Below are 22,384 nucleotides of genomic sequence, written 5' to 3' on the forward strand. Positions count from 1 at the left end.
CAGGAAAGGCGTACAGCGGCCTTCCTTCAGTAGCCGCGCAAAAACAATAAGTTGGAGCGGTTCAGTGAATCAAACATTGAACCGCTACCTTTTGCAGCTGGGCTGCGGCGGGCACGCGCCATCGAATTCAAGCGGCTTGATCGTCCCGCTCATCCGCCTCGCCGTTGATCTCGCGCAGCAGCCTTTCGATGTCGGCCTTCGCGAACCGCTGGCGAAACCGACGGTCGAAGGTCGTGAAGATGCCGACGAAGGAGTTGGCGCAGTGCTCCAGCATCGTATCCGCCTCCTGCGCGGAGATGCCGAGTTGCCCTTGCAGAAAGACGATGAACTTTCGCCGCGCGTCTGGGTTCTGAAGCACGACCTTGGCAGGGCCGCCGAGATCGCGGTTGGCATCAATGCAACGGGACGCAAACAAATTGCGCTGCGTGCGCCACACAACGCAAGTTTGAATTGAACCCAGCAGCCGATGAACGGCATCGGTCTGGACATCTCGTTCTATTTGCTCGGCGGTGGAGTGACATGTCATGCTTGTGGTGACATCTCATGCTGGCGGCGCCTTCGGTGGGTCCGCAATTCTGGTGAGGCCTGCTTGCACGTCCTGCATTGTTCCCTAGGGTCTGGCGACTGACGATGGAGGTCCCCGACGAGAAAGTCGATTGCATCGTCATCGGCGCCGGCGTCGTCGGCCTGGCGATTGCGCGGCAGCTGGCGCTCGATGGACGCGAAGTTATTGTCGTGGAGGCCGAGGACAGCCCCGGGCTGGGCACGTCGAGCCGCAACAGCGAGGTCATCCATGCCGGCATCTACTATCCGAAGGGCAGCCTGAAAGCGCAGCTATGCGTCGAAGGAAAGAACGCGCTTTACCGCTATTGCGAAGCGCGCGGGATTCCGCACAAACGCATCGGCAAGCTGATCGTCGCCGCCAGCGACGCGGAATTGCCGATTCTGGAGGGGATCCGGACCAAGGCTGCGGACAATGGTGTTGCGGACCTGGAGATGCTCAGCCGCTCGGATGTGGAACGCCTTGAGCCTGAACTGGACGTTGCCGGCGCGCTTTTGTCCCCAAGCACGGGGATCGTCGACAGCCGCGCGCTGATGCTGGGGCTACAGGGCGATGCGGAGAATGCCGGTGCCACCTTTGCGTTTCGCGCGCCGGTTCTCGGCGGGAGCGTCGACGAAACGGGCTGCGAGCTCCAGTTTGGCGGCGATATGGAAGGCTATAGGATCGCCGCAAATCTGGTCATCAATGCGGCCGGATTGTCAGCCCATCTCGTTGCCCGAAGCCTCGCGGGCGGGCATGGCGGCAAAATCCCAGATGTCACCTACGTCAAAGGCAATTATTTTGCGCTTGGACGCCGCCCGTCCTTCAACCATCTTGTTTATCCGGTTCCGGAACCAGGCGGCCTCGGAGTTCACCTGACGCTGGATATGGGCGGATCGGTTCGTTTCGGGCCGGACGTCGAGCCCGTCGATGAGGTCGGCTACGCGGTCGACCCAACTCGGGCCACGCCATTTTACGCGGCCATCCGACGCTATTGGCCGGGGCTGAGGGACGGGGAACTGGAGCCGAGCTATTGCGGGCTGCGGCCTAAAACGAACGGGTTGCAGTTCGGCGATTTCGACATTCTGGCAGATTCGTCCGGACGGCTGATCAGTCTTTTCGGAATCGAGTCACCTGGCCTGACAAGTGCGCTCGCCCTGTCGGATAGGGTTGTCCAACTAGTCAGAACGACGAACTCGTCTTGCCTTAGCCTTTGACCGCTCCAGCGGTCATGGATCCTGATATCTGCCGATACATCACAAGACCCAGCAAGGCCGGCGGCAAGGCGCCCAGCATCATGACCGCGGAAGCGGTTCCCCATTTTACGCCGCCGCCGCTTGCGGCGAAAAAAAACGATGCGCCGACCGTCATCGGGACGGCACGGCTGGTTGTCAGCATGAGGCCGAAGAGGAACTCGTTCCAGGCAGTGATGAAGCCGAAAATGAAGGTTGTGACGAGCGCCGGTCGGATGACGGGCCGGACGATCATCATCATCACCTGCAAGGAACTTGCGCCATCGACTTTCGCCGCCTCGTCGAGTTCGACCGGTACATCTGAAATCGCGTTCACCAGGATGACGAGCGCAAGCGGCGCGTTGACGATGGTCAGGATGAGCCCGAGCCCGATCCGCGTATCGAGCAGGCCCAGCCACTGGTACATCATGTAAAGCGGGATCGCGAAGATGATCAGCGGCACGGCGCGAAGGTTGATGACGATCGGCAGGACCAAGCGCTTTCCCGCCTCGCTACGCGCGATCGCATAGGCAGCCGGGAACGCGAGCGCGATCGCAAGGCCGGTTCCAATCAGCGCCGCCACGGTGCTGTTCAGCAGATAGGCATAGATGTTGAAGCGGCTGGTCTGCGTCAGGACCTCCAGATAGTTGTCGAGCGTCGGCTGGCTGATCCACAAACCGGGGTTCGTCGAAAGCTCGCGCTGGCTTTTGAGCGATGTGATCAGCGTCACGATAATGGGGAAATTCATCGCCAGCACGGCGATGGCAAAAACGATCCAGCGCAGTGCCCTGACCATCGTCAAAGCTTCCTGCGGCCGGCAAGCCGGTTAAGGCCGTGGAGAACGATGAACGAAGCCAGGAACAGCACAACCGAGGCGGCGACCGCCTTGCCGATAGCCCCTTCCTTGAAGAAAGCCTGATAGATGTAGATCGACAAGGACGTCGTTGAACCGCCAGCGCCACTGCCGGTCAGTGCGTAGACATTGTCGAACACCCTGAAACCGTCGATGAAACGGATGAAAAACGCAATGACCAGCGTCGGCTTCATCAACGGCAGGTCGATCCAGCGGACGATCTCAAACGGTGATGCGCCATCGAGCGAGGAGGCTTCGCGCACGTCGAGCGGTATGGCCGAATAGGCCATGTAGAAGAGCAGGAAGGCGAAAGGCGTCCATTGCAGCGTCTCCACGACGACAAGGGTGCGGAAGGCATTGTCGATGTCGAGGAAGGCCGGGCTGTCGCCGAACCATTCGAAGAGATAGTAGGGGACGGGGCCCGCGAATTCATGCAGCACCAGCCGGTACATGAGACCGACCATGGCCGGCGCGACCATCAGCGGCAGCATCAACGGCGCCATCAGGACTGGACGCTTGCTCAGAAGCGGCGCCAGGAAGATGGCAAGGAAAAGGCCGATCAGACATTCCGCCGATGCGGTAAGAATACCGAAGCGCAGAGAGAACCAGGCCGAGCTCCAGAATTCGCGGTCGTTCAACACCGCGACATAGTTACCGAAACCGCTCAACACCGGACTGCGCAACGTCTCGAATGTGACGGTCGAAACGGAATAGATCAGATTGACGATCGCCGGAAAGCCGAGAAACAGAAGCAGGAAGCCGACCAGCGGCGTCAGATACTTCCTGCCTTCGGCACGTGTCACAAGGGCCATGTCGATCCGCCAAACGCGCCGGATACCGGGCCTCGGCCCGGCGTCCGGCCAATAATTTATTTCTTCAGAAGGTCCTGCATGCCCGCCTTGGTGTGGGCGAGCGCATCCTCGAGGCTCTGCTGGCCGGACCAGTAGCCGGTGAACTCCTTTGCCTGCAGCTCATAAACCGGGAGCGCACTCGCGGACGTCGCTCCGGTCATGACATAGCCGTACTTGCTGGCGAATTCGCCGAGCTTGACGAGGTCGGGACGTTCCTTCGCAACCTTGCCGACGACATCGGGAGACAATGCCGGCGAACCGCCGCTGCGCGCATAGAGCAAGGCCGCATCCTCGGTGGCGAGCCACTTCAGGAACTTGACGGCGCCTTCCTTGTTCTTGGCGTTCTTGTTGAGGCCCAAACCAAGGCCGTGGATATGATCGGCGCGTCCGTCGGGACCTGCCGGCGGCGCGATGATCCCGGTCACCTCGGCGACGGCCGGGGATTTTTCGGTGCTGGTCAGATCCGCCGCCGCGGCGTTCCACTGGAGCGCTGTCGCGGCCTGGCCGGATGCGAAGGCCGCGTTGGTTTCCGCATATTCGTAGCTCAGCGAATCCTTGGGCGACGACCCGGCATCATAGAGCTTCTTGTAGAGCTCGAGGCCTGTCCTGTAGGCATCGGAATCCACCGTGACATTGCCGTCCTTGTCCATCCAGTCGCCGCCGTAGGAGCGCGGCAGCGACTGGAAGACCATCATGTTGAACAGCAGGTTCTTCATCTGCAGGACCGTGCCGTAGCGCACCGGGCTGTCGGGGTTCACCCGCTTGGTGAAATAGAGGGCGGTGGCCCCCCAGTCGTCCCAGGTCCAGCTGTCCGGGTCTTTCGGCTGCAGCGGCTTGCCGAGATACTTCTGGGCGATTTCACCATAGGTCTTCCTGGCGGCGTCATCCCTGATCAAGGCGTCGATGAGATCCTTGCGGTAGTACATGAAGTGCAACGAAAGGTCTGTCGGCACGCCGTATTGCTTGCCGTCGAACTGCATCGTCTTGAGAACGGATTCGCCGAAAACCTTGGCCGCGTCCGCGCCAAGATCGATCGGCTCCATATAGGGCGCGTAGCGACCGAGCGAGTAGGTGGCGACGAGGTTCACGTCGAAGGCACTGGATCCGGCCGCCATGTCGGCCTGCAGCTTGTCGTAAAAGCCTTCGCGGTTGAAGAACAGCAACTCCACCTTGTCGGCATCACTGGCCTGCGTGTTGTAGGTTTCCACGGTTGCCCGCAGTGCGGTTTCCTCGGAGCCGCCAGGCCAGCCGAGCACGGTCACGGTTGCGTTGGCAGAGGTCGGCAAAGCCGTCCCCGCAAGGAGGGTGGCCATAAGCGCAAAAGACGTCCTGCTCAATTTCATGATCGTTCCCTTCTTTTTTGATGATTTTTGCATGACATGATCGGGCGCGCCGTTACCTTGCCCATTCGGCAAGATCGGCAACACCGATGACGCCGGCGTGGCCTCCGAGCTTCGCCGCTACGAGATCGGGGGAAAGGCGCGGCGGGACCTCGCTCAGATGTGCGCGCACCCGGTCGAGATAGCCTTCTGCAAGACCGATGCTGCCGCCGATGACGATCAATTTGGGATCGAACATCATCTGAATGTCCCGGCACAGCGTCGCGACCCGCGAGGCGCTCTGCGAGACGATGGCGCCGGCCCAGGCCTCGCCCTTCAGCGCACGCCTGAACACATCGACGGCATCGGCCTTGAAGCCGGCCTTGAGGGCTTGCGAAGCGATCCAGCGGCCGGAGGTGCCGTCCTCGAGCGGAGCCCGGTCTTCAGACAGACTACGGATCAGACCGAAGTGACCGGCAAGACCGGACAGCAATCGGCCGTTGCAAACGATGCCGCCGCCAATTCCGGTCGAGATGGTTAGAAAGACGATGTCGCGACCTTGCCCGGCGCCGAATTTGTATTCGCCCCAGGCAGCTGCCTGGGCATCGTTGACCGCACAGACCGGCTTGCCGAAAACAGAGGACGCCCTTTCGACCAGCGGGTAGCCGTCGGGAATGCCGAGGGTTGCCGGATTCAACGCCGACCAGCGTCCATCCTCTACCAATCCGGTCACCGCAATGCCGATACGACTGAAGCGGCTCGACCAGGCCGACGTGCTTTGCGCCAAGGATGCAAGCCAGGCGTCGGGTCCAGCCTCTCGCGCGGTCGGCACGATCATGTCCTCGATCACCTTGCCGCCGCTGACCAGCGCGGCCATGGTCTTGGTTCCCCCGATGTCGATGCCCAGAACGGTTGGGCCCAGGACACTTGTGCCAAGGGCGGTTTGCGCGCCCCTCGCCACATAGGCGTCGGAAAGCGCCTGATGGAACCATGAGGTGACGTGCTCGGTACGGGTGATCGCCGAGCCGACAACCACGGCACAGGCGCCGGCGCGCGCGGCGGCAGCCGCCTGCTCAGGCGACCGGATACGCCCTTCAGCAATGACGTAGGGGGTCAGGGTTCGCATTTGAGCAATGAGGGCGATGTCCGGATCCTCCGGCTCCGGCCCACCGACATAGCCGGAAAGCGTCGTGCCGACGAAATCGACACCCGCGGCAAGGGCCCGGCGCGCATCGTCAAGGCAAGAGCAATCGGCCATGGTCAGCTTGTTCCTGGCCTTGACGGCTTTCACAAGCGCTTCGACAGGAACGGGACGGACACGGTCCGTCGCATCGAAAGCGATGATATCGGCGCCCGCCTCTGCCAAGGCCTCGATATCGGCCAGATAGGGTGTGATGCGCACCGGGCTGTCGGTGAGATCCCGCTTGACGATACCGATGATCGGCACGCGGACGGCCAGGCGTGCGGCCGCGACATAGAACACGGATTCGATGCGCAGGGCCTTGGCTCCGGCTTCAACAGCGGCCCTGGCAAAGCCTGTCACGAATTGCGCACTATCCATCGGGCCGCCGGGAACCGGCTGGCAGGACACGATGAGACTGTTGGTGATGTCTTCCCGCTGCACGTCGGCACTCCCTGTCGCCATCACGATAAATGGAAAATACCAGATTACAACCAGTTCATAACTGGTATTATCTTTGCAGCTCGAAGACGAAATCGTAGACGTCGCCCTTGTATCGTGTCTCGCAGTATTCGACGATTTGTCCGTCGGCGAGAAAGCAGCGGCGCTCGGTCATCAGCAGCGGTGCGCCCGGCTCGCAATGAAGATGTTTCGCATCCTCCAGCGACGCGCCGCGCGAGCGCATGCGCTGGACTGCCCTCTGAGGCAGGAAGCCGCGTGCATCAAGCGCTTCATAAAGGGAATCCTGAACCATCTCGGGCGAAGGAAGGAAGCGAACCGGCACGGCCGAGACCTCGACGGCGATCGGCGCGCCATCGGCCGTCCTCACACGACGCATGCGAACTACATTGGTATTGCCTGCAATACCCAAGGCCATCATTTCGGCTGGGGATGGGCGGCTTATCTGCTTGGAAAGCCATAGACATCCAGGCTTCAGGCCGCGCGCCAGAATGTCCTCCGAAAAGCTCGTCAGCGTCGAAAGCGATTTCTCGACCCGCGACCCGATCTCGGTTTTGGAACCGTGCCGGCGATTGAGCTGCCCTTCCTCTTCGAGCAGCGCCAGGGCCTTTCTCACAGTGACTCGCGAGATCGACAGGGCTTCCGCCAGAACCCGCTCGCCTGGCAGAACCGCGCCGGCCTTCAATGCATTGGAGCGGATCGCTGCCTCGATCGCCGATTTCAACCGCCTGTAAAGCGGCACATCGGACGCTGTCGCTTCCATTTCCCGACTGACAAGCCCGATCAGGTTCACGGTTGTCATTGCCTTTCCTCCGCGCGAGAAGCACCCTGGATCGGAACATTCCTGACTGGACCTATACTGGTATTACCAATCCGGTGCAAACGGCCAGCGGACGGTGCTTCGTCCGCGCCCCCGGCCCACCACGATCCCTCAGCGAACCCGCGGTGACAACTTCATGGAGATGCGATCGCAGGCCGCGCGCAGGACCTCCAGAGTAAAGGCATGGCGGCTTTCACGCGTATGGCGATTGATATAGGCGACGATAATGGAGGCGACGGCGCTGCCGTCCGGTCCGATGACCGGACAGCAGATATCGGTGATGCCGACGAAGTCGCGGCTTTCGCGCATCCAGTAGCCGTCCGCGCGGATGATCCGAAGCTGCTTTTCCAGCGCGTCACGATCCAGCGGCGCCGGGGAGTGCGCCTCACTTTCATCGATCATCCGCGCCGCGACCTTTGACGGCTGGAAGGCAAGTATCACATGGCCGGAGGTCGCGTCGGTGGCCAGGCGGCCGTATCCAAGACGTAGCGTGAACGCCATGTCCTCGCCCCCGGGAACGGCCGCGGTTACGACGGTCAAGCCGTGATTGAAGACGACCAGGTGCGGCGACTGATTTGAGTCCCCCGCAATCCGCGTCAGTTCGGGCATGGCGGCGGACATGAGATCCTGAGCGCTCGGCGTGTGCAGCCCCAGCTTGAAAAGCTTGTCGGTCAACGAATAGGCGTCGGTCTCGGCGTTGCGCTCGATGTATTGACGTTCCTGCAGCGCGATCAGCATTCGGAATATCTCATTCTTCGAACGGCCGAGGCCTTCCGCGATCTCCTTCATCGTCAAGGGTGCCCGCGCTTCCGCCAGCAGTTCCAGAACATCCAGGCCCTTGCTCAGCGCCGGGGCCGAATAGGTCGGTTTGCCACTCTCTTTTGCGTCATCTGACATTCGAAGAATCCCCGGTGGTCCGCGCACGATAGAGATAAGAAATCGGAATTGCCATTGGTTTTATATCCAAACTTGACACCATATATAAAACTGACATGATGGCCGGACAATGAATTCGAGGCCGACCCGATGACCGTACCGAGACCTGCAAACACTGTGCGCGCAACCATCGCTCCCCGGAACAACAGTGTTTACACGTCGGTCGATTTCGATCGCGAGGGCAAGCAGATCGGCTTCTTCCATGTGCCCCAATCGCCGCACGACGATGCCTGGGGCACGGTCCGCGTTCCGCTCGCCGTCATCAAGAACGGAGACGGTCCGACGGTCCTGATCGAGGGCGGCAACCACGGCGATGAATATGAGGGGCCGATCGCGCTCGGCGAGCTTCTGCGCGAGATCGATTCACGGGATATTGCCGGTCGCATCATTGCGATTCCGGCCATCAACATTCGGGCTGTCGAGGCCGGCACCCGCACCTCCCCGGTCGACGGGTTGAATTTCAACCGCAGTTTCCCGGGCGATTTCAACGGCACGCTGACAAGCCAGATCGCGGCCTATGTGCATGACATCCTGTTTCCGAAGGCCGACTACTTCCTGGATCTCCATTCCGGCGGTTCGTCCCTGATGATCTTGCCGAGCGCAATCATTGAGCCATCCCCGACCGCGCAAGGGCATCGCAAGAACATCAGGGCGACGCTCGCCTTCGGGGCGCCGACCGTTGTCATGGTCGACAATCTCGGTGAAACCCGGACTTCGACCGCGTCCGCCAACCACCAAGGGCTGATCGTTATCGGCAGTGAGATGGCCGGCGGCGGCCTTGTCAGTCCGGATGCGCTGGCCATCTGCCGCAGGGGCATCCGCAATGTGCTGAAACATGCAGGCGTCCTGAAAGGCGCGCCTGACATCGCCCCTGGCGCCAACGCGCGCGTGCTCAAGGTGCCCGGAAGCGAAGGCTATCTGCTTTCCGAGGAGGACGGTGTCTTCGAGCCCTTGAGCCCGCTCGGCAGTGCCGTCAGCAAAGGCGACCTTGCCGGACGCATTCACTTCCTCCACACGCCGTCACGCGCGCCCATCGATCTCCTTCACCCCATCGACGGCATCGTTTTCGCCAAGCGTCAGCCCGGCCGCGTGCGTCCGGGGAATTGCTGCTTCGTGCTTGCCAACGAATATCCGGAGGCACTGACCGATGAGCCATGAGGACATCATTGCGGCTGCCCGGCGCATTGCCCCCTTCATACGGCGCACCCCGGTCGTCAAGCTCGACCATGCCACGGGCGCAAACCTTCAAAATGATGTCTATCTGAAACTGGAATGCCTCCAGGTAAGCGGCTCCTTCAAGATTCGGGGCGCCACGAACCGGGTTAAAACGCTCGAGCCAAGCCGGATCGAAAACGGACTGATCGCCGCATCCGGTGGCAATCACGGCCTGGCCACCGCCTATGTGGCTGCCCAGGCCGGCGTTCCCGCCACCATTTACCTGCCGAACAATGCAAGCCCGCTGAAGGCGGAAAAGCTGCGCAAATGGGGCGCTGACGTTCGCTTCGCAGGCAATGTCTGGGATGAAGCGCATGAGGCGGCATCGGCCGAGGCAAAGGCGCGCGGCGCCTTCTACATGCATCCATTCGCCGATGCGCAGATCGTGTCCGGTCAGGGAACCGTGGCGCTGGAGATGGTCGAACAGATTCCCGATGCCGACATCTATATCGTCGCGATCGGCGGTGGCGGCCTTATCAGTGGCATGTCCGAAGTCCTGAAGCACGTCAAACCTGAAGCCAGGATCATCGGTGTCGAGCCGACCGGTTCACCGACCCTTCACGCCTCCCTGGCTGCCGGCCGTGTCGTTCGCTTGCCCGAGATAACGACGAAGGTGGCGACCATGGCCTGCGGCCGCACGGATGAAAGCATCTACGCGATCGTCGCCAAGCACGTCGACGATATCGTCCTTGTCGAGGATGCGGACATGCAGAAGGCCGCTGAATTACTCTGGTTCGAATTCGGCATTGCCGCCGACCTCAGTGGGGCGGCATCGCTGGCCGCGTTGACGAGCGGAGCTTTCAAGCCACCGCGCGGCGCCCGCATCGCCGGGCTTGTCTGCGGCGCCGGTGTCGAAGGCCTGAATGGCTGAGGTTGAACAAGGTCGGTCCACGCAGGACGCGGCCCTGACATGGATACGGCACGAGTGCCGCGGAATACCGCCGGAATGCCTGTCGCTGGGACGGTCGTCGTGCGGGACATGAAAAAGAGGCGAAGAATCGCCCTGTCGCAACAAGAGGAGAACTGAAACATGCGCCTTTCCTTAAAAGCATCCATTGCTCTGCTCGCACTCGCCACCGCGACGCCCTCGCTTGCCGCGGAAAAGGTTCTTGGGCTTGCGGCAATCGACCTGCAGAATTCCTTCTTTGTCCGCATGAAGGAAGCGGGCGACGTGGCTGCCGCCGACTATGGGGTGAAATCCACCTGGCAGAGCGCCGAGGGCAGCCTGGAAAAACAGGTCAGCATCATCGAGAATTTCATCAATCAGGGCGTCAGCGCGATCCTGATCGATCCGATCGACAAGAACGCGGTCATTCCGGTCATCCAGAAAGCCACCGCCGCCGGTATTCCGGTGATCACCATGGGCAACAAGGTCGAGGCCGGCTCGAACTACTCGACGCTCTATCCGGACTACGACAACATGTCGATGGTTGCCCGCGCGCTCGGCAAGTCGCTTGGCGGCAAGGGCGAAGTCGCCCTGCTCGTCGGTTCGCGTGGCAACTTCGTGTCCGACACGCGCGAAAAAGGCTTTGTCGAAACCCTGAAAAAGGAGTTTCCGGACATCAAGGTAGTCGGCATCGAGCCGACAGGCTGGGACGCAGCCAAGGCAACCAATGCCGCCCAGACCTGGCTCACCACCTATCCGGATCTGAAGGCCATCGGCTGCATCTCCGACAGCCTTTGCCTGGCCGCCGATTCCGTTGCCAGCTCGATGGGAACCCAGCTGCTCTACGGCGGCTATGACGGCGACGCCGAGATGAAGCCGCTGATCGACGACGGCAAGATGGTGATGGACGTGCTGACCGGCGCCTACCGTGTCGGCTACTGGAACATCGCCGTTGCCGCTCGCCTGGCCAACGGCGAAAAGCTGCCGCAGGATCTCTACATGCCGACCTATTTCGTGACCTCGGATGCGACGGCGGCGAAGCTCAAGGCGGATGGCCTCACCTTCGAATACATCAATACCGACAAGGAGGCGGTGGAAGCCAAGAACTATACCGAGCAACTCGGTCCCAAGGTTCCGGCGACCGCCATGACCCTGGCAAAGTAACAGCCTAAAGCGGCTCAAGCGCCGGATGACATATCATCCGGCGTCCCCTTTTCCTGACGATCGCCGTCGCCGCTTCCGTGGTGACCGCGCATGATGCTCGACAAGAGGACCAACCCATGTTCCAGTCCTGGACCTCTCCGTTACTGCGGCGCAACGAACCGGTTCTCATCGCGGTGCTGCTGGTCGCCATCGCCGTCTTCGGCTGGATCGATCCGCGTTTTCTGTCGACCGGCAATCTTGTCAGCATCGCGCAGCAGAGTGCGGTCATCGCCCTCATCTCTTTTGCCATGACGGCCGTGATCATCGCGCGCGGCATTGATATTTCCGTCGGCAGCAACCTTGCCTGTTCCGGCATCGCCGCGGGCCTTGCCTACACGGCAACCGGCTCGGCGAGCTTGAGCCTTCTCGCCGCGATCGGTGGCGGTGCCGCAATCGGTCTGCTCAATGGAGCGCTGATCGGCTTTGCCGGCATCTCTCCATTCATCGCAACGCTCGCCACCATGGCGTTTGCGCGCGGCCTGGCGCTCAGTCTCTCAGGCGCATCCAGTATCGCGGTCGCCGATCCGGTCCTGCTTTTCGCGGGACGCGAGACGATCGGCCTCCTGCCGGTCTCCGTCATCATCGCCGCCATCTGCCTAGGCCTCTGGTGGTTCGTGCTCAATCGCACGGTGTACGGGCGCTGGATCTATGCGGTCGGCGGCAATGCGGGAGCAGCGCGGGCCTCACTGGTTCCCGTCGACCTCGTGCGCATCTCCGTCTACCTGATTGCCGGCGCAACGGCCGGGCTCGGCGCGATACTCACCATCGGCCGCCTTGGTTCGGCACAGCCGCTTGCCGGCACCGGCCTCGAATTTACAGCCATCACAGCCGCCATCATCGGCGGCACGAAACTGTCCGGCGGCCAGGGCTCCATCTGGGGAACGGCGATCGGGGCGCTGCTGCTGGGCGTCATCAACACCGGCCTGTCCTTCCTGCAGGTACCACAGATCCTGATCTACTTCGTGACCGCGAGCCTCATTCTGGTGGCCGTTCTCACCAGCCAGCCGGAGAGTGTCGCCGCCCTGTTCAAAACCAGTGGCCGCAAGTCCACCCCGTCGCCCCGCAACACCGCCGCAACACCGGTCGGCAAACACAGCATCGCCTTGCGCGGGCTTGGCAAGTCTTTTCCGGGCGTCAAGGCACTCGACGGTGTCAGCTTTGCCGTCTCGGCCGGCGAGGTGGTAGGACTTGCCGGCGAGAACGGGGCCGGAAAATCGACGCTGGTGAAGTGCATTTCCGGTCTGCATCGTCCGGACGAGGGTGAGATCGTCATCGACGGCAACGCCGTCCAGTTCCACTCCCCCAGCGACGCCAAGGGCATCAGCGTCATCCATCAGCATTTCAGCCTTTCGCCGGACCTGACGGTGGCGGAGAATCTCTTCATCGGCCGCGAACCGCATACCCGCCTGGGATTTCTCGACCGGGCCCGGATGCGGCGCGATGCGAAATCCATCATGGACGAGCTGTCGCTCGATATCGACATTGGCGCGGAGCTGCGAACGCTTTCCGTCGGGCACCGGCAGATGGTGGAAATTGCCCGTGCCGTTCTGTCCGATGCCTGGTTCTTCATCATGGACGAGCCGACCAGCGCGCTCTCCAACCGCGAGCGCGACCAGCTCTACGACCTGATCGACAGGCTGAGAGCTCGCGGCGCCGGCATCCTCTACATCTCGCACAAGATGGAAGAGATCTTCAGCCAGTGCGACCGCGTCGTCGTTCTGCGTGACGGACGGTTCATCGGCGAGCGCCAGACCCGCCAGACCAACGAGGCCGAGATCGTCTCCATGATGGTCGGGCGCGATGTCGGCGACATCTTCCCCTATCTCGAAGCGCAAGTCGGCGAAACCGCGATCGAGATCAGCAACATCTCCGATGGCAAGCTCTTGAAGTCGGCCACGCTCAGCGTGTGCAGGGGCGAAATCGTCGCGCTCGCCGGCCTGATGGGAAGCGGCCGCTCCGAGGTGCTCAGGCTGATTGCCGGCCTCGAGACCATGCATGGCGGCACGCTCAGAATTTTCGGCGGGCAGCAGACCGGCGGCGACACCAAGGCCGCCAATCGCGCCGGCATCGTCTACATACCCGAAGACCGGCATCTGGAAGGCTTCGTCGGCACGATGTCGATCAGGGACAATCTGTCCCTCGCCTGGATTCGCGATAACAGTCACTTCGGCCTGCTGAGACCTCGCCGCATCCTGGCACTCGCCCGCGATCTCATCGGCTCACTCGGCGTGCGGCCGGCCCAGCCCGACAAGATGACCATCGAGCTTTCGGGCGGCAATCAGCAGAAGGTCGTCATCGGCAAATGGCTTGCCACTAAGCCGAAGATCATCCTGCTCGACGAGCCGACACGCGGCGTCGACGTCGGCGCAAAATCCGAACTCCATCACCTAATCGCAAGATTGAAGGCCGAGGGCGCGGCGATCCTCATGGTGTCGAGCGAGTTGCCCGAGGTTCTCGGCGTTGCCGACCGCATCGTCGTCATGCGCGAAGGCCACTCTGTCGGCACGCTGGCTCGTGGGGCGACGGAAGAAGACGTGATGACGCTGGCCTTCGGTGATCGCACGATCACACCACAAGCTTGCGCACCCCGGCCAGCATCCAACCTTGCACCAGGCCTGTAAGGAGAAACCCTTTGAGCAAGCTGAAAATCGCCATCGTCGGTGCCGGCTACATGGGTCTCCTGCATGCGCAGGTGGTTGCCGCGAGTCCTGTCGCCGAACTGTCGGCATTCGTTGATCCGAATGCTGCCACGGGGAGCAAGGCCGCGTCGGATTTCGGTGCCCGGTATTTCCGCGATGCCACCACCGCGCTGACCGCCAATGCCGCCGACGCCTATATCGTGGCGGCACCCGACACGCTGCATGAAGACGTCTGCCGCATTCTGCTCGATGCCGGCAAGCCGGTGCTGCTCGAAAAGCCGATGGCTCATGATCTGTCCCCTGCCAAGGCGATCGCGAAAGCAGCGGAGAGAAGCGGCGCACGCCTGTTGGTCGGCCACATCCTGCGGTTCGACCCTCGCTATTGCGAGGCCGCGGCAGCGGTAAGATCCGGGCGGATCGGCGAGCCGATCCACGGCAGCAGCGGCCGTTTCACCAGTCGCGAAGTCGGTCTTCGCATGAACGGAAATTCGAGCGTCTGCTTCTACCTCGGCGTGCATGACGTGGATGCGCTGCAATGGATCTCGGGTTCGGACATCATCGCCGTCTACTCCCGGCCCGTCGCCAAGCTCATGCCTTCGCTCGGAGTTAGATCCGAAGATGCGATCTTCTCCACCGTCGAGTTGTCGAACGGAATGAGCGGACAGCTCTATTTCGGCTGGACGCTGCCACCGACCGTTCCGACCGGCATCTGGGCACGCACGGAAATCATCGGCACCGAAGGCATGATCGACCTCGACGTGCGCGACCACGGTCTACGCATCCTGTCGCATGGACAGTGGTCGCAACCCGACGCCCTGCACTGGCCGACCGTCAATGGCCGTATCACCGGGGATCTCTTCGAGGAGGTCCACCATTTCATTTCGGCGGTTCGCGACGATACCCCTTTCGTGATGCCGGTTGGCGACGCCCTGCGCGCCGTCGCCCTCAATGATGCAATCCTGCGCAGCGTCAAATCAGGCCTGCGCGAACCGGTCGAAGACTGGCACATCCGATGAGAGAACCCTCATGACCCGCCAACAGAACATCTGGTGCAGGCGCTTTCTCGACCTCTCGCCGTTGATCCTGCTGGTCATCCTGCTGGCGATCTTCGCGCTCATCGACGCCCGCATCGTTTCAACCGCCAGCCTCATCAACATCGTCGCCCAGGCGACCCCGATCGCCATCCTGGCGCTTGGGGCTCTGATCGTTCTGCTGACGGCGGGCATCGACCTGTCCGCCGGCGTCGGCGTCGCCTTCTGCGCCGTCTTCATCGCCAGCCTGATCGACGGCGGCGCCGGCCTGCCGCTTGCCTTGCTCGTCGGCTTTGCCGTGATGGTGGTGATCGGCCTCGCGAACGGCGCCGTTATCGCACTGTTGAAGATACCGCCCTTCGTGACGACACTGGCCACAATGGTCGCGCTGCAGGGCGCAACGCTTGCCGTTGCCTCCAAAGGCGTCCTGATGCTGAAGGATCCGACGCTTCGCGCGGTCGGCATTGAGCGCAGCTTTGGCATTCCCAATGTCATCTTCGCAACGCTCCTGATCGTTGCCGTAGCAGCAATCCTGATGCGGCACAGCCGTTTCGGGCTGCGTACCTATGCGCTCGGGTCGGATGCCGGAGCCGCGGAACTTGCCGGCATCCCGGTGACGAAACACACGATCCTCGTCTATTGCGCCTCCAGCATCTTCGTCTTCCTGACGGCCGTGATCATGATCAGCCGGGTGCCTGTCGTGACGCCCAATATCGGCGGTACCTCGCTGCTTCTGGACGCGATCGCCGCTGCCGTGCTTGGAGGCACCAGTATCTTCGGCGGACGGGGAACGGTGTGGGGGGCGGTCGTCGGCGCCCTGATCGTCAGTCTGCTGACAACTGCGCTTCGGGTGTTCGGCACGGATCCTTCCAGCCTCGAACTCTACAAGGGTGCAATCATCATGGTCGCTCTCCTGGCCGATTCCGGCATGACCTACGCCAAGGCGCGGCTCGTCGAGGCAGCACGATGAGCGAGCCAGTTCCGGCCTTGCCGATCCCGCTCAGGTCCAGCTTTGCGCTGATGACCTCGCCGGATACGGAAATACACGCGACAGCCGGCGTGCATAAACCCGTCGTCATTCTGCCGCTCGGCGCTGTCGAGCAACATGGCCCGCATCTGCCTCTCGGCGTCGATTGCTGGCTTGCGGAAGCAGTCGCTCTCGCCGCGGCGGAAGGACAGGCTTCCATGCGGGTCGCCGAACCTTTCGCCTATGGCTCGTCCGAGCATCATCGCTCCTTCTCCGGCACGATGAGCCTCAGTCCGCGGACCTTCATCGCCGTGCTCGTCGATCTCTGCACCTGCCTTGCCGAAGACGGCTTCCTGCCGGTCATGCTGAACGGCCATGGCGGAAACCGCGCCGCGATCCAGGTGGCGATCACCACCCTTGGCCAGCGTGGCATCGTCACCGCGGGTTTCTCGTATTTCGATCTCATCGCCGACGTGGCGGCGGAGGCCCTGCCCGATGCCGCCACGGGCACCGGTCACGCTTGCGCGCTTGAAACCTCGTTGATGATGCATGTGCTTGGCGACAGCGTTCGCCGCGATCTCATCCCGCCAGGCGGCACTTCGCCATCCTGGCCGGATCCTCACCTTTACGCCGCGCCGGCCGTCACCGTCTGGCGCCGTTTCGAAGCCATCCGCGACAACGGCGTCATCGGCACGCCATCGGAGGCGAGCGCAGAGGCCGGCAGCAGACTTTTCATCGCAGCCGTGGAGCGCAGCCGTGCCGCCATTTTGAACATCCAATCCGAATTCGGCCAAAGGAACGCATGATGACAGTCCATTTCAAATCTTCTCTCGAAGGCCCCAACCTGCGCGGCATGGCGATCGTCTCGGAGCCGGAAGCAGCCGCCCGCATCGGCATCAACCGCATCGGCGGCGAGTGGATTGCCGGCAGCTCGGGCAAATTCCTGAAAATCGACAGTCCTTCGACGGGCGAGCATCTCGGCTATCTCTCCCTTTCCACCCGCGCCGATGTCGGTCGCGCGGTGAAAGCCGCCGAAGGCGCACGCGAGACCATGCGCAAGATGGGAACCTTCGCGCGCGCTCAACTATGCATGCGCATTGCCGACGCGATCGACAGGCGCGCCGAGGAGCTTGCGCGCCTGCTCTGCCTGGAACAGGGTAAGCCGTTCCACAGCGAAGCAAAGGCCGAAGCGTCGGCGGCGGCTCTCGGCTTCCGCAATGCGGCAGAACAGATGAAGTGGCTGGAGACGGCGGCGTTTCCGCTTGCCGATGCCAACAAGCGCGCCTTCAGCTTCCTGCAGCCGAAGGGCGTCTTTGCCATCATCACACCCTGGAATTTCCCGCTCGCCCTGCCCTGCCTCTACTATCTCGGACCGGCCGTCGCAACGGGCAACACCGTCGTCTGGGTGCCCGCGCCGACGACGTCGCTGATTGCCACTGCACTTGTCGAATGCTTCATCGAGGCGGGCCTGCCGGACGGCGCCATCAATCTCGTTCTGGGTGACGGTGCGGAGGTGGGCGACGAGGCGGTCGTTCATCCGGGCACCCATGCCATCGGCTTCACCGGCAGTTCCGCCACCGGCGCGACGATCGCCCGGCGTGGCGCGGGCAAGCCGCTTCTGCTCGAAATGGGCGGCAACGGTCCGACCATCGTGCTGGCCGATGCCGATATCGACATGGCTGCCGCCCAGGTCGGGGCCGGCTGCTTTGCCAATGCCGGGCAGATCTGCACGGCCACCGAACGCGTGCTGGTGCATAAATCCGTCCATGACCGTTTCATCGAAGGTCTCGTGAAAGCGGCCGCGAAGGTGAAAATGGGCGACCCTTTCGATCCCGCGACGACGATGGGTCCGATCAACAATGCGGTGGCCGTCGACAAGGTGCTCAGCCACATCGCGGACGCCCGCGCGCGCGGCGCCGAGATCGTCACCGGCGGCAATGTGGCAGCGGGCTTTGCCACCAATCTCTATTTCGAGCCGTCGATCGTCACAGGACTGACCCGGGAAAGCCTGCTCAATGTCGAGGAATCCTTCGGGCCGATCGCACCCGTGTTGACCTTCGAGACCGACGGGGAGGCGATGGAACTTGCGGCGTCCAGCCCCTACGGCCTGTCGGCCGCAGTCTTCACCAGCACCATCAAGAACGCCTTTGCCTTTGCTGAAAGCCTGAAGGTCGGCATCGTCAACATCAACGAGATGAGCTGCTATTGGGAGCCGCATATTCCTGCCGGCGGCGCCGCCGGGACGCAGAGCGGCCTCGGTCGCACCGGTGGGCGGCACACGCTGATGGAAATGTGCGACCTGAAGACGATTACCGTGGATGTCACTCGCTGACATTCAAGGCCCGCGCCTTTTTGCGCGGGCCTGCCCTCGCGACCATATGCAGTTCGGCAGAGAGCTGTCAGGTGGACCGGCGCAGGCTGTCGGCCATTTTCTCGCCAATCATGATCGAGGTGAGATTGGTGTTTGCCTGGCAATCGAGCGGCATGATCGACGCATCGATAACCCGCAATCCTTCCAAACCGTAGACCCGGCATTCCGGATCGACCACGGCCTCGCCGGGCCCCCCCATGCAACAGCCTCCGATCCCATGCTGCGCATCGGAAGACTGCGCCAGCAGGAAATTGTCGACCTCCTCGTCGCTTGCCGTTTCGAGCCATGACAAAGGCAGATCGGAATCCCCCAGCAGGACGCGCTCGGCGATCGCCTGGATCGGCGCCTGCCGGGCAATCTCGCCAAGGTGGCGATAGGCGATACGCATGCGCTGGAGATCCATTGGATCGTCCAGCATGTTCTCTTCCACGATCGGCTGGTCGAAAGGGTTGGCGGAACGCAGTTGCACGGTGCCGCGGCTCTTGGCCTCCATCAGGATCAGATTGACCATGGCCTCGCCGAACTGGGCGCTGTCGGACTCCACGCCGATACCGCCATGGTTCATGGCGACGTAGAGAATGTCGTCGCGCTCGGCACCCGGCACGCCGGAACTCATCCGCACACAGCAGTTGGTATGCCGCGCGTCGACATCGGTCGCCTTGAATTCCGGCTTCAGCTTCAGTTCGATGCGGCAATAAGGATGGTCGAAGAAACCTTCGCCGACCGGCAGGTCGGCAAGCACCTCGATGTCCTTTCGTTTCAAGAGAGCCGCCGGACCGATGCCCGAGCGCTGCAGGATGGCCGGAGAGTGGATGGCGCCGGCCGAGACGATAACCAGCGGCGTCTCGAATTTGCGAACCTGACCGGCCACGATGGCCAAAACGCCGATCGCTTTCTTGCCATCGAAAAGCACCTTGTCCACCGTCGCCTGCCCGATGATGGTGAGGTTCGGCCGGTCGCGGGCAGCTTCCAGATAGCCGTCATTGACCGACACGCGCTTGCCGGCTCGACTGTTGATGGGATAGGTGCAAGCCCCTTCGGCATCCGGAGCATTGAGATCGTCATGCCAGGGATGGCCGAGAGCCATCGCGCTTTGGCGCATGGCCTTGTCGACGCTTCCCCAGCTTTCGACAGGCGCGCGGTAGATCGGAATCGGGCCGCCGCTGCCGTGAAAATTGGCCGCGATCGGGTCGTCCTCCAGGCGGCAGAAGAAGGGCAGCACATCCGCTCCCGACCAGCCCTTGCATCCGATTTGCTCCCAGCGGTCGAATGCATTGAGCACGCCGCGAATGGCAATCTGCCCATTGACGGCCGTCGAACCGCCAAGCCCCTTGCCGCGCCAGTAGACCCGATGCTCCTGCCGCTTGGTGCGGCGAGCCATCAGGTCGGGATACATGTATTGTTGCTGAAAATGATCGGGAAGCAGCAGGTTGAAGGGATTTGGGCTCGCCATCTCGGCAGGTTGCTCGCCGCTCCGGTAGTCCGGCCCCGCTTCCAGCAAAAGCACGGTCGTGGCCGCATCTTCGGTGAGCCGGGCGGCAAGAACAGCCCCGGCTGCGCCGGCTCCGACAACGATGACATCAAACGGCATGCCGTACTCCCCGGATCCGACCAATGCACGGCTGGCTCGACCGCGACATCATGTTGATTTCATTTGTGCACGATCATCTGCTGGCATTCAGGCTCAGCGATATACGCCGGAACCAACCACCTTAGCGTTGCACGACTGCAAGATCATCATGATTTGTTTTATATGTAAATATGATTTCGTATATGAACCCATCGGAAGGGTTTCTTTTCACCATCTGCTCCATATCGCGCGAAGAACCCCGGTGCTCTCCGTCCCCTGCCGGCGGTTCTCACACCGTCATCATCCATCGCCTTTTGACAGCGATCGGTTTTCGACAAAAGCGGTGTTTGGCGTGCTGCCCTTCCGAGTCGCGCCCAGGGAACAACTGCTTCCATGGAAAGTTAGTCCATGGCTACACCGCCGGTGAGCTTTCACGACAATCCAGGGAGACAAATCATGGCGACTGCAAAAAGAGCGACGACAAAGGGACTGGAGGCTTTGTTCCTCGATGGGCTGAAGGACATTTACTACGCTGAAAAGAAGATACTCAAAGCCTTGCCGAAGATGGCAAAGGGCGCCGAATCCGAGGAGGTGGCCGCGGCCTTTGAGAAACATCGCATGGAAACCGAAGGCCAGGTCGATCGGCTCGAGCAAGTGTTCGAACTTATGGACAAACCGGCCCGCGGCAAGACCTGTCCGGCGATCGACGGCATTCTTGAGGAAGGGTCGGAAATTCTCGACGAATACAAGGGTGACCCGGCGCTGGATGCAGGGCTGGTCGGCGCGGCACAGGCCGTCGAGCATTATGAAATCGCGCGCTATGGCACGTTGGTCGCGTGGGCTGAACAGCTTGGCAAGAGCGACGTGGTCAAGCTCCTCAACGAGACATTGAAAGAGGAGGTCGCGACGGACGAAGCGCTTTCCGGGCTGGGCGAAGGCGGTGTCAATGAGCGCGCCCTGGAGCAAGCTGCCTGACTGGTTGTGCCCGGCGCCAAAGCCGCCGGGGCGACTTCGCGACCCGGCCTCTTCGTCGGTACCCCTTCAGATGCAATCAGACCCACCCCGATACTTCGGGGTGGGTCTGCTGAAATCAACCGCGATCAGCGGTTCTTGTGGCTTTGTTCGCCAGCTTTCACGTGCTGTTCGTGGGTTCCACCACGCATGCCGGATCCATCGCCCTGCTGCCGTTGACCACCACCAGCGGCCTGCTGTTGCTGACGGTTTTTATTGTCGGCGTTCTTGTGGCTCTGCTGGCCTGCCTTCACATGCTGTTCGTGACTACCACCTTGATTGGGCATTCTTCTTCTCCTTCAAAATCCACGAGGCGACAACCGCCTCGATTGCCTAAGAAGAGTCAGGCGCGAACGTTCCCTCACGTAACATTTTGTGAAGACCACAAAGCCCGCGGCGTTCGAAGGCGCCTGAGATGGCTGTCGGATTTATTTTCTTGGCGTTGGCAACGAGTTCATCTTGGCCGTGACCGACGTTGCCGGCGGGTCTCATGCCTGTGCCCACCCAGGAGGAAAATGCATGTCATTCCGATCCGAGAGATTTACAACCGCTTTGACGTATAGCGAGGATGATAGAGCGCGGGCCGCCGCAGCGCTCTATCAATACAACATCGCACAGACCGGGATCGACGACCGAGCTGTCATCGGAGCGGAGCTTTGCGACCACTCAGGAAGAGTCTGGGGCGGGCTTTGGGGCAGAACGGAGCTCGGGCTCCTGTTTCTCGACATGTTCTTCCTGCCTGAGCAGTTGCGTGGCCAATCCTTTGGCTCACAACTTCTCAGGACTGTCGAGGAAGAAGCCATCCGGCGTGGCTGTAAGAAGGCCGTCGTGGAGACGAGCAGTTTCCAGGCACCGGTATTCTACATGCGCCATGGTTTCGAGGAATTTGGCAAAGTCGAATTCGGGATCCCTGGACATGCCCGCATCTTCCTTCGGAAAGATCTGCTGTGAAATTGATCGCGAACCTGCCGTCATGGCCTCAATCGCGAGGCAGCGACGGGTCGGTTCATTTTCCCGCAGCGAGCAGTGACTGTTCATAGGATCTGCCAAGGCTGATCTAACGCCAATTTGCGACGCCATGCTCCACAGCCAAATTCTTGAGCGACACAGCCTCGTGTGAACCGACTCAGGCCGTGGGTGTTGCTGCTTGGAACAAATCGGCGGCGGCAGAAGTTTGGCGTGCGCTACGAGGGACCGCATGGCGAGCAAATCGACCGTGGTAGGCCGCTCCGGCGCACGCAAGCTTTGCTCTCGCCGCGCTCACAAGTGCAAGTCTGCCAGGGCGTGGTTGAAAGGGAGA

The 22,384-nt window shown here is 61.8% G+C and carries 20 protein-coding genes; 12 read left to right on the forward strand and 8 right to left on the reverse strand.

The features are described 5' to 3' along the window. Positions 1–64: 64 nt before the first annotated feature. Entirely contained in the window at positions 65–454 is a 390-nt protein-coding gene (locus tag X735_RS1000000168610) for a hypothetical protein (protein WP_155930552.1), read from the forward strand. A 176-nt stretch (positions 455–630) separates the two neighbouring features. Next, positions 631–1,758 carry an NAD(P)/FAD-dependent oxidoreductase gene (locus tag X735_RS160645; protein ID WP_023809439.1) on the forward strand — a complete coding sequence of 376 codons (1,128 nt, stop codon included), beginning with the start codon at positions 631–633 and terminating at the stop codon, positions 1,756–1,758. Here X735_RS160645 and X735_RS160640 read toward each other — a convergent pair. The 6 genes from X735_RS160640 to X735_RS160615 form a co-directional block, all read right to left on the reverse strand. After that, the gene (locus X735_RS160640; protein ID WP_023809440.1) at positions 1,748–2,569 is read right to left on the reverse strand and encodes a carbohydrate ABC transporter permease; all 822 of its coding nucleotides are present in this window, start codon (positions 2,567–2,569) and stop codon (positions 1,748–1,750) included. The genes X735_RS160645 and X735_RS160640 overlap by 11 nt on opposite strands. 2 nt (positions 2,570–2,571) lie before the next feature. Then, positions 2,572–3,438, reverse strand: coding sequence for a sugar ABC transporter permease (locus X735_RS160635; RefSeq protein ID WP_023809441.1), 867 nt, complete (start codon positions 3,436–3,438; stop codon positions 2,572–2,574). 56 nt (positions 3,439–3,494) lie between these two features. Beyond that, positions 3,495–4,790 carry a sugar ABC transporter substrate-binding protein gene (locus X735_RS160630; protein WP_245273091.1) on the reverse strand — a complete coding sequence of 432 codons (1,296 nt, stop codon included), beginning with the start codon at positions 4,788–4,790 and terminating at the stop codon, positions 3,495–3,497. Positions 4,791–4,872: 82 nt separating this feature from the next. Then, a complete protein-coding gene (locus tag X735_RS160625; protein ID WP_031212571.1) occupies positions 4,873–6,441 on the reverse strand; it encodes a putative N-acetylmannosamine-6-phosphate 2-epimerase in 1,569 nt (522 codons plus the stop codon). Between the two features lie 46 nt (positions 6,442–6,487). Next, positions 6,488–7,237, reverse strand: coding sequence for a GntR family transcriptional regulator (locus tag X735_RS160620; protein WP_023809444.1), 750 nt, complete (start codon positions 7,235–7,237; stop codon positions 6,488–6,490). A 129-nt stretch (positions 7,238–7,366) separates the two neighbouring features. After that, complete coding sequence (locus tag X735_RS160615) at positions 7,367–8,152, reverse strand: IclR family transcriptional regulator (RefSeq protein ID WP_023809445.1); 786 nt, start codon at positions 8,150–8,152, stop codon at positions 7,367–7,369. A 129-nt stretch (positions 8,153–8,281) separates the two neighbouring features. Here X735_RS160615 and X735_RS160610 point away from each other — a divergent pair, with 129 nt between their 5' ends. The 8 genes from X735_RS160610 (at position 8,282) to X735_RS160575 (ending at position 18,464) form a co-directional block, all read left to right on the forward strand. Then, positions 8,282–9,349, forward strand: coding sequence for a succinylglutamate desuccinylase/aspartoacylase family protein (locus X735_RS160610; RefSeq protein WP_050592648.1), 1,068 nt, complete (start codon positions 8,282–8,284; stop codon positions 9,347–9,349). Next, a complete protein-coding gene (locus X735_RS160605) occupies positions 9,339–10,277 on the forward strand; it encodes a threonine/serine dehydratase (protein ID WP_023809447.1) in 939 nt (312 codons plus the stop codon). The genes X735_RS160610 and X735_RS160605 overlap by 11 nt, the downstream gene beginning before the upstream one ends. A 159-nt stretch (positions 10,278–10,436) precedes the next feature. Then, on the forward strand, positions 10,437–11,456 hold the full coding sequence (locus X735_RS160600) for a sugar ABC transporter substrate-binding protein (protein ID WP_023809448.1): 1,020 nt from the start codon (positions 10,437–10,439) through the stop codon (positions 11,454–11,456). A 116-nt stretch (positions 11,457–11,572) separates the two neighbouring features. After that, on the forward strand, positions 11,573–14,116 hold the full coding sequence (locus tag X735_RS160595) for an ATP-binding cassette domain-containing protein (protein ID WP_023809449.1): 2,544 nt from the start codon (positions 11,573–11,575) through the stop codon (positions 14,114–14,116). 11 nt (positions 14,117–14,127) lie between these two features. Further along, the gene (locus tag X735_RS160590) at positions 14,128–15,150 is read left to right on the forward strand and encodes a Gfo/Idh/MocA family oxidoreductase (protein ID WP_023809450.1); all 1,023 of its coding nucleotides are present in this window, start codon (positions 14,128–14,130) and stop codon (positions 15,148–15,150) included. Between the two features lie 10 nt (positions 15,151–15,160). Continuing rightward, entirely contained in the window at positions 15,161–16,135 is a 975-nt protein-coding gene (locus X735_RS160585; RefSeq protein WP_023809451.1) for an ABC transporter permease, read from the forward strand. Continuing rightward, positions 16,132–16,938 carry a creatininase family protein gene (locus X735_RS160580; protein WP_031212578.1) on the forward strand — a complete coding sequence of 269 codons (807 nt, stop codon included), beginning with the start codon at positions 16,132–16,134 and terminating at the stop codon, positions 16,936–16,938. The genes X735_RS160585 and X735_RS160580 overlap by 4 nt, the downstream gene beginning before the upstream one ends. Then, complete coding sequence (locus X735_RS160575; RefSeq protein ID WP_023809453.1) at positions 16,935–18,464, forward strand: aldehyde dehydrogenase family protein; 1,530 nt, start codon at positions 16,935–16,937, stop codon at positions 18,462–18,464. Before X735_RS160580 ends, X735_RS160575 begins: the two co-directional genes overlap by 4 nt. 67 nt (positions 18,465–18,531) lie before the next feature. Here the strand turns inward: X735_RS160575 and X735_RS160570 are convergent, their stop codons facing one another. Continuing rightward, complete coding sequence (locus X735_RS160570) at positions 18,532–20,094, reverse strand: GMC family oxidoreductase N-terminal domain-containing protein (RefSeq protein WP_023809454.1); 1,563 nt, start codon at positions 20,092–20,094, stop codon at positions 18,532–18,534. 435 nt (positions 20,095–20,529) lie between these two features. Here X735_RS160570 and X735_RS160565 point away from each other — a divergent pair, with 435 nt between their 5' ends. After that, on the forward strand, positions 20,530–21,048 hold the full coding sequence (locus X735_RS160565; protein WP_013530428.1) for a ferritin-like domain-containing protein: 519 nt from the start codon (positions 20,530–20,532) through the stop codon (positions 21,046–21,048). A gap of 125 nt (positions 21,049–21,173) precedes the next feature. On the opposite strand, the gene X735_RS0133655 is transcribed toward X735_RS160565, so the two are convergent. Further along, the gene (locus X735_RS0133655) at positions 21,174–21,371 is read right to left on the reverse strand and encodes a hypothetical protein (RefSeq protein ID WP_013530427.1); all 198 of its coding nucleotides are present in this window, start codon (positions 21,369–21,371) and stop codon (positions 21,174–21,176) included. A 232-nt stretch (positions 21,372–21,603) separates the two neighbouring features. Between X735_RS0133655 and X735_RS160560 the strand changes: the two genes are divergently transcribed. Next, positions 21,604–22,035: a GNAT family N-acetyltransferase gene (locus tag X735_RS160560; protein ID WP_023809456.1), complete on the forward strand. Its 432-nt coding sequence runs from the start codon at positions 21,604–21,606 to the stop codon at positions 22,033–22,035. Positions 22,036–22,384: the final 349 nt, after the last annotated feature.

The organism is Mesorhizobium sp. L2C084A000, from assembly GCF_000502875.1.
Lineage (GTDB): Bacteria > Pseudomonadota > Alphaproteobacteria > Rhizobiales > Rhizobiaceae > Mesorhizobium.